General features: G+C 45.9%; 7 protein-coding genes. 1 reads left to right on the top strand and 6 read right to left on the bottom strand.

Annotated features, from left to right (window positions below; genetic code table 11):
- Nucleotides 1–158: 158 nt before the first annotated feature.
- The 5 genes from lysS to xerD all read right to left on the bottom strand — a co-directional run bounded on the left by lysS (nt 159) and on the right by xerD (nt 6,532).
- Nucleotides 159–1,676, bottom strand: a complete 1,518-nt coding sequence (lysS, locus tag CAG69_RS21720; protein WP_161446207.1) for a lysine--tRNA ligase — start codon at nt 1,674–1,676, stop codon at nt 159–161.
- Nucleotides 1,677–1,710: 34 nt separating this feature from the next.
- Nucleotides 1,711–2,809 (bottom strand): peptide chain release factor 2 gene (gene prfB, locus CAG69_RS21725; RefSeq protein ID WP_100068604.1). Its coding sequence is split into 2 segments (ribosomal slippage): nt 1,711–2,733 and nt 2,735–2,809, totalling 1,098 coding nucleotides; the frame shifts between segments, so codons are not numbered across the junction.
- Nucleotides 2,810–2,982: 173 nt separating this feature from the next.
- Entirely contained in the window at nt 2,983–4,722 is a 1,740-nt protein-coding gene (gene recJ, locus CAG69_RS21730; RefSeq protein ID WP_161446209.1) for a single-stranded-DNA-specific exonuclease RecJ, read from the bottom strand.
- A gap of 44 nt (nt 4,723–4,766) precedes the next feature.
- Nucleotides 4,767–5,555, bottom strand: a complete 789-nt coding sequence (gene dsbC / locus CAG69_RS21735) for a bifunctional protein-disulfide isomerase/oxidoreductase DsbC (RefSeq protein WP_012842135.1) — start codon at nt 5,553–5,555, stop codon at nt 4,767–4,769.
- A gap of 59 nt (nt 5,556–5,614) precedes the next feature.
- Nucleotides 5,615–6,532: a site-specific tyrosine recombinase XerD gene (gene xerD, locus CAG69_RS21740; RefSeq protein WP_161446211.1), complete on the bottom strand. Its 918-nt coding sequence runs from the start codon at nt 6,530–6,532 to the stop codon at nt 5,615–5,617.
- 158 nt (nt 6,533–6,690) lie between these two features.
- Here xerD and fldB point away from each other — a divergent pair, with 158 nt between their 5' ends.
- Nucleotides 6,691–7,209 (top strand): flavodoxin FldB, encoded by a 519-nt coding sequence (gene fldB, locus CAG69_RS21745; protein ID WP_150916293.1) that lies wholly within the window; start codon nt 6,691–6,693, stop codon nt 7,207–7,209.
- Nucleotides 7,210–7,294: 85 nt separating this feature from the next.
- Here fldB and brnQ read toward each other — a convergent pair whose 3' ends face one another.
- A complete protein-coding gene (gene brnQ, locus CAG69_RS21750) occupies nt 7,295–8,605 on the bottom strand; it encodes a branched-chain amino acid transport system II carrier protein (protein WP_006742676.1) in 1,311 nt (436 codons plus the stop codon).
- Between the last annotated feature and the right edge of the window lie 80 nt (nt 8,606–8,685).

An 8,685-nucleotide genomic window follows, 5' to 3' on the forward strand; every position in this document is an offset into this window, starting at 1 on the left:
CCACGTCTGTCTCAGTATTAAGACTATGCAATAGATTGAGATTTGGCGAATGTTTATTTGCATATCCTATTAAAAAGCAAATGCAACAACTTGAACTTATTTAACTAAAAGGCATAAAAAAACCACCCGAAGGTGGTTTTTTTGATCATCCTGCCAAATTACGCTTGTGGGCGCATTGCTGGGAATAGGATCACGTCACGGATAGTGTGCGTGTTAGTCAGTAGCATAACCAGACGGTCGATACCGATACCTTGGCCTGCCGTTGGTGGTAGGCCGTGCTCTAGTGCAGTGATGTAATCTGCATCGTAGAACATGGCTTCGTCGTCACCAGACTCTTTAGCTTCAACCTGTGCTTTAAAGCGCGCGTCTTGATCTTCTGCATCGTTAAGCTCTGAGAAGCCATTCGCCACTTCACGACCGCCGATGAAGAATTCAAAGCGGTCTGTAAAGAACGGGTTGTCATCGCTACGGCGAGCCAATGGAGAGATGTCCGCTGGGTAGCCAGTGATGAACGTTGGCTGCATTAGCTTAGGTTCTGCTGTTTCACCGAAGATTTCTTCTAGAAGCTGACCGCATGTCCAGAAGTCTTCTACTTCAACATGTACTGATTTCGCGATAGAAACCATCAGTTCACGGTGTTGTAGATCTTCTTCGGTTAGCGCTTGGATTTGCGCGTGATCTGGGTTGTACTGCTTGATTGCTTCAAACATGCTCATACGAGTGTAAGTGCCACCAAATTCAACCGTTTCATCACCGTAAGGCATTGATGTTGAACCCAGAACTTCTTGCGCTACCGAGCTTAGTAGTTCTTCAGTAAAGTCCATCAGATCTTTGTAATCCGCGTACGCCATGTAGAATTCCATCATAGTGAATTCTGGGTTATGACGTGGAGAAAGACCTTCGTTACGGAAGTTACGGTTAATTTCGAATACGCGATCGAAGCCACCAACCACTAGACGCTTCAGGTATAGCTCAGGTGCAATACGTAGGTACATTGGCATGTCTAGCGCGTTGTGATGCGTGATGAATGGGCGTGCACTTGCACCACCAGGGATCACGTGCATCATCGGCGTTTCTACTTCCATGAACTGTTTTGAGATCATGAAGTTACGAATTGCAGACATTACTTTAGAACGTACAATAAATGCTTTACGTGAATCTTCGTTCACAATCAGATCAACGTAACGCTGACGGTAACGCATTTCTTGGTCAGTAAGACCGTGGAACTTCTCAGGAAGTGGACGAAGTGCTTTAGTTAGCAACTCGTATTCTTCCATGTTCACGTATAGGTCACCCTTACCAGATTTGTGCAGCGCACCTTTAACACCGATGATGTCACCGATATCAAGACCTTGGTATTTCTCTTTTAGCTCTTTTTGTACGTCTTTAGCAGCGTAAGCTTGGATACGGCCAGATGTTTCTTGAATTACTAGGAATGGACCACGCTTAGCCATAATACGGCCAGCAATTGCAACCACGTGGTTAAGCTCTTCTAGCTCTTCCTTCGTCTTTTCACCGAACTCTTTTTGAAGGTCGCCCGCTAGTGCGTCACGACGGAAGTCGTTTGGGTGGCCGTTTGCTTTGCAGCTCTTTCGGATTTCATCCAGTTTAGCGCGGCGTTCAGCAATCAGCTTATTTTCTTCTAGTACAGTTTCGTTTTGAACAGCATCAGTCATTTTCGATGTATCCTGTTTTTGTCGGTGAAAAGCTTTATAGGCCTGATTTCAGGCTAGCTTCAATAAATTTGTCCAGATCGCCATCAAGAACCGCTTGAGTATTACGGTTTTCAATGCCCGTACGGAGGTCCTTAATACGTGAGTCATCCAATACGTAAGAACGGATCTGGCTACCCCAGCCAATGTCAGACTTAGCGTCTTCATTAGCTTGTTTTTCCGCGTTTTGCTTTTGCAATTCAAGCTCAAATAGCTTCGCTCGAAGCTGTTTCATTGCCTGATCTTTGTTCTTATGTTGAGAACGGTCATTCTGACACTGAACCACGGTGTTCGTTGGTACGTGCGTAATACGTACCGCAGATTCTGTGGTGTTGACGTGCTGACCACCTGCGCCTGACGCACGGTAAACGTCGATGCGTAGGTCAGAAGGATTAATGTCGATGTCGATGTTTTCATCAATCTCTGGATAGATGAACGCAGACGCAAATGACGTATGGCGACGGCCGCCTGAATCGAACGGAGATTTACGAACAAGACGATGAACGCCCGTTTCAGTGCGCAACCAACCGTACGCATACTCACCAGAGATGCGAACTGTTGCCGACTTAAGACCCGCGACTTCACCTTCAGAGACTTCAATCACTTCAGCTTTGAAGCCCTTCGCCTCTGCCCAGCGTAGGTACATACGCAGCAGCATGTTGGTCCAGTCTTGTGCTTCCGTACCACCAGAGCCAGCTTGCAAATCGATGTAGCAATCTGAACTATCATGGTCACCCGAGAACATACGACGGAATTCAAGCTTTTCTAGCTTCTCTTCCAACTCAGCAAGTTCTGGTTCGATTTCGTCAAATGTTTCTTGATCTTCTTCTTCTACAGCCAGCTCAAGAAGACCTTCTACGTCTTCTACACCTTGCTCTAGTTGATCAATAGTTTCAACAACCGCTTCTAGCGATGCACGCTCTTTACCCAGTGCTTGTGCACGTTCAGGTTCGTTCCATACATCAGGTTGTTCAAGCTCTGCGTTGACTTCTTCTAGACGCTCTTTCTTCGCGTCATAGTCAAAGATACCCCCTCAGGACATTTGTGCGCTGAGACACGTCCTGCAGACGGTTTTTAATTGGATTGATTTCAAACATGTTTACTCAACATTTTAGAATAGAATTTAACCGAGAAATTCTACTGAAAAATGTGACCGAGATACAGGAAAATTTCGGATGAGAAATCAGATTGCGGTTAGAGAGAGCACGGTCATAAAATTTTACACCCTCTTAGGGGCAACCGTACTCTATAAGAAAGGTTAATCTAGATATTACTTAGCTTCGATATGATCGATCATCAATTGCAGTGATTGATTACCACGAAATTCATTCACATCCAATTTGTAAGCTAAACGTACCGTTTTAACTGATGCATCCGGCCAGCGACGCAAATCGACATTAAATGCAATGCCGTCGATCATCACATTGGTAGGGTGACCTTTGTATAGCGGCTCTAACATTAATTTAAGATGCTTCTCACCCACCAGCTTTTGATGCAACACTTTAAACTCACCATCAAAGATTGGTTCAGGGAAGGCTTGTCCAAAAGGGCCACCAGACCGTAGCTGTTCAGCGACATGCATAGAGAATTCTTCAGGCTTAAGTTCACCATCTGACATGATCACGCCTTTTAGCGCCGCTTCATCGAGTTCCTTTTTTACCACTTCATCAAATAAACGGCTGAAACGTTCGAAATCCTGCTCTTTAATTGTTAAGCCTGCCGCCATCGCGTGACCACCAAATTTGATGATCAAACCTGGGTTTTGCGTGTCGATGAAATCCAACGCATCACGCATGTGTAACCCCGGAATCGAACGACACGAGCCCTTAATTGTCCCTTCTCCGCCATCAGCAAATGCGATGACAGGACGGTGAAACTTCTCTTTGATGCGCGAGGCCAAAATACCAATCACACCTTGGTGCCAATCACGTTGGAACAAGGCTAAGCCATAAGGAAGCTCACTGCCTTCACCAAACTGAAGACGCTCGCAGAAAGCCATCGCTTCTTGCTTCATGCCTTCTTCAATCTCTTTACGAGTTTGGTTCAAACCATCCAGTTCACTTGCCATACGACGAGCGGCGTGAATGTTGTTACACATCAACAGTTCAACACCAAATGACATGTCATCAAGGCGACCAGCAGCATTGATACGAGGACCTAAAGCAAAACCAAAATCGGACGCCACCAAACGACGCGCATCACGCTTCGCGACCTCAATCAATGCTTGAATGCCAGGGCGCGCTTTGCCCGCACGAATACGTTGCAAGCCTTGGTGTACAAGAATGCGGTTGTTTTCATCCAATGGAACGACGTCGGCGACGGTACCCAGTGCAACAAGGTCAATCAGTTCCATCAACTTAGGCTCTTGCATGCCCTGCTCAGTAAACCAATTGTGTTTTCGCATATGAACGCATAGTGCCATCATGAGATAAAACGCGACCCCGACACCAGCGAGCGCTTTAGACGGAAAATGACAGCTCTCAAGGTTTGGGTTCACCATTGCATCCACATCAGGCAACACTTGTCCCGGTAAATGGTGGTCGGTAACGAGCACGGTAATGCCGTTTTCTTTTGCGTAACGCACGCCTTCGATTGATGACACACCGTTATCTACCGTCATGATCATCTCAGCGCCAAGCTCTAATGCCTGGTCAACGACTTCTGGGCTTAACCCATAACCGTCTTCAAAACGATTCGGTACTAGGTAGTCCACATTGTGACTACCAAGCATACGCAGCGCGAGCACCGACAATGCAGAGCTCGTCGCGCCATCAGCGTCAAAATCACCGACAACGATGATGCGTTTTTGTTCTTTTATTGCCTGAAACAAAAGCTCGACAGCTTGCTCAATCCCCCCGAGTTTTTGGTAAGAATGCAAACCACGAGCTGACGTTTCTAGTTGCGCAGGATCCGTAATCCCACGGTTGATGTAGATACGTTTGAGAATCGGAGGAATGGAATCAGGAAGAAGGGAAAGATCAGGTTCAGGACGTCGTTGAATTTCTATCATGCTTGAAAAGAGCCGGCGACTTTGCCGGCTCTGCTCCTAAAGGATTATTGTTGCTTTAAACGTTTCAATAGCTCTGCAGGTGGTAGGTAACCGCCAACCATTTCGCCATTCGGTAAGAAGATCGCTGGCGTACCAGAAATTCCCAATTGGCGACCTAAATTGTAATGCGATTGAATGGTTTCTTTACACTGTTTTAAGTCTTTCGCAGGGTTATCAAACGTACGATTCACTTTCGCATTGTGCATTGCCGACTTTGGATCTTCAGCACACCAAATCGTCGCCATTTGTTCTGCCACTGGGCCAGTAGCACCTTGGCGAGGGTAAGCCATGTAGCGCACTGTAATGCCTAGATCGTTATAGCCTTGCATTTGGCTGTGCAGACGCACACAGTAACCACAAGTGATATCAGTAAATACCGTCACAGCATATTTTTCATCGTCTGCTTTGTATTCAATCATGCTATCGGAGAACTGCGCGATTTTCTCCGCATTAAGCGGCGCTTGGCGCTCTGCAATGACATCTTTGTAACTACCATCGTCATTGATGGCATAAAGCGTACCAGCGATAAAATGGCTACCATCATTTGAAGCGAACAAGATCCCGCCATTAGTTTGGATTTCCAATAAACCAGCAACTTCTGATGGCTGAATATCAACGATAGATAAACCAAGCTTTGAGAACTTAGTTTTTAATGCCGCTTCATCAAAACTGCTTTGCGCAGCTGGTGCCACTTGCTGTGCAGGAGTGTCCGTTTTAGCCTGACTTTCTTCTGCACCACAAGCGGTAACAAAAAATGGTAAAGTCAGCAGAGTTAGTCGGCGTAATACGCTCATGAAATTCACCTTAATATAAAATCGTTTTTCCAAGAAGACATGGATGAATCTAACCATTGTTATGCTCTTGGGTGGTGTTGACTGTGGATCTGCTTCAATCGTTCAGTCGCCACGTGAGTATAAATTTGCGTGGTCGATAAGTCACTATGTCCTAATAGCATCTGTACGACCCTGAGATCTGCGCCATAGTTCAATAAATGCGTGGCAAAGGCATGACGCAGTACGTGCGGCGACAGCTGTTCAGTGTCAATCCCTGCTATCAAAGCATAGTACTTAATACGGTGCCAAAACGTCTGACGAGTCATTTGCCTTGCGCGTTTGCTAGGAAAAACAATATCAGATGATGTATCACCAAGTAACGCAGGGCGCCCTTGTTGAATAAACGTCTCGATCCAATCTACCGCGTTCTCCCCCATTGGCACTAAGCGCTCTTTACCGCCTTTACCTGTGACACGCACAACACCTTGACGCAAACTTATGTTTTCCATAGTTAAACTGACCAATTCCGTCACACGCAAACCAGTCGCATACAGCAGTTCCAGCATCGCTTTATCCCGCAATTCCACAGGATCATTCGGGTCTGGCGCTTCGAGCAAGGCGTCCACTTGCTCTTCACTAATATCTTTGGGCAAGCGTTGTGGCAGTTTAGGACTGACCAAGAGCGCACTCGGATCATCAGCACGTACTTTCTCACGATGCAGATATTGGAATAAACGGCGAATTGCCGACAACATACGCGCACGGGACGTCTGCTTGTAATCCAAGTCTACAAGGTAGCTTTGGTATTCTTGCAAGCCAGACAAACTCATGAAATCAAGACGGTAGCGATGTTTCTCCATCCACGTGAGCAGCTTCATCAAATCATTTCGATAGGAAGCCAGCGTGTTCTCTGATAGCCCACGCTCCATCCACATCGCATCTAAGAATTGCTCAACAAGCGAAAAATCTTGTTGATTGACAGGCTGTTGTGCCGTCATGAACGCTTCCTTATCTGTTTATATTTACAGTACTTAGATTAAGGCACCTACCGATCCAATACCATAAAAAAATCATCCCGCTTAGGATATTCGCTGCAATCTTCCTCAATTTATGGTTAGAATCTTCCACAACAGCAACACAAATAACGATGAATATAATGAAAATCGGACTCTTTTACGGCTCAACGACCTGCTACACCGAAATGGCAGCAGAGAAAATTCGTACCATTATTGGTGAAGACCTTGTCGACATTCACAATGTGAAAGAGACACCGTTATCACTAATGGCAGACTACGACTTATTACTCCTTGGCATCTCAACTTGGGACTTTGGTGAAATCCAAGAAGATTGGAACGCGATTTGGCAAGACATCGCAACAACACCATTAAAAGGTAAAGTTGTCGCGCTGTTTGGCCTGGGTGACCAAGAAGGCTACGGTGAGTGGTATTTGGACGCGATGGGCTTACTTCACGATGAATTACAAGCGACTGGCGCAACCTTTATCGGTTACTGGCCAAATGAAGGCTACGAATTTGAAGCATCGAAAGCACTGATTGAAGATGGCAGAAAGTTTGTTGGACTAGCGTTAGATGAAGACTCGCAGTACGAACTGAGTGATGAGCGCATCGAAAAATGGTGTGAACAAGTTCTTGTGGAGTTCCACGACACACTTTAATAGTGTGAACGCTTCAAAGATAAAAAATAAAAAGCCCGATGAAGTCATTCATCGGGCTTTTTAATATCTTGATAGTGCGAAGTTATTACGCTGTTTCTTGTGCTAGCTCTGGACGAGGTTTCGCGATGAAGAACATGCACACAATAGCCGCAAATGTTGGAAGCACCCAACCCATGCCCACTTCGAATAGTGGCAACATGTTAAACGCAGAAACATCAACACCCGATACTTTTGCCGCATCAACCAACGCAAACAGCAGAGATACAAGCAGTACCGCGCGGTAAGCAAAACGTGGATTTGGCAGTTTGCTGCGTACAAATGTTAGTGCAACCAACGCAATCGCCACAGGGTACAGCGCAAACAATACTGGCACTGACAGAGAAATCAGTTGTGCAAGGCCGACATTCGCAACCAACGCACAAACAGACCCGTTAATAAGTACCCATTGCTTGTATGACAGTGGCGTTTTCGAGCTGAAGAAGTCTGAACACGCAGAAATCAAGCCAATAGCCGTTGTCAAACACGCTAGTAATACAATGACAGACAGAACGATTTGACCGTATGGACCAAACAGCGCTTGAACGTATTGGCTAAGTACCAGACCACCGTTATCTGCACCAGCAGCAACAGTTGCACTCGTCGCGCCCAAGTAGAATAGTGAGATGTAAACAAACGCAAGACCGGCAGCGGCAATACAACCTGCATAGATCAGATACTTAGTGGTTGCAGAACGCTCAGTAATGCCTTTACCTCGCAGTGCATCAACCATCAGCATGCCAAACATCAATGACGCGAACGTATCCATTGTGTTGTAGCCTTCTAGGAAGCCTTTGGTCAGTGGTTGCGTTAAGTACTCACCGTGCGCGCCCAGCATGTCACCTTGAGGATCAATAAATACCGCGACAGCAAGAATGATCAAACCCACGAACAATGCCGGCGTCAGTACTTTACCGATAAGATCAATCAAACGGCCTTGGAACCATGAGAACATCATCGCCGCAATAAAGAAGATCACTGAAAATGCAGTGAGATGCGTTTGTGACGCTTCAAGGAAGAAAGGTTTCACCGCCATCTCGTAAGCCACTAGGCCAGTACGAGGCGCAGCAAACGCAGGACCGATGATGATGAAGATCAACGCAGCCATAATAACCGCTGCTTTTTTCGGAAGGTCTTGCGTTAAGTGATCCCAAGAACCACCAGCAACAGCAATAGCAACGATAGTAATAAGAGGTAGACCTACCGCTGTTAGCAAGAAACCAAACATCGCTGGCATTAAGTTTTCACCGGCTAGCTGACCCGCTAGAGGTGGAAAGATGATATTGCCCGCACCTAAAAAGAACGCAAATAGCATAAAGCCTACTGCGATAATATCTGTTAGTTTTAACGTCTGCTTCACAGATAACCCTTGTCTTTTAATTAATGAATGTTGTGTATGCTTAGACCACTTTTTGTATACCTAAAGTCAATAAGTATACG

This window comes from Vibrio sp. V43_P6S15P86 (genome assembly GCF_009904725.1).
Taxonomy (GTDB): Bacteria; Pseudomonadota; Gammaproteobacteria; order Enterobacterales; family Vibrionaceae; genus Vibrio; species Vibrio diabolicus.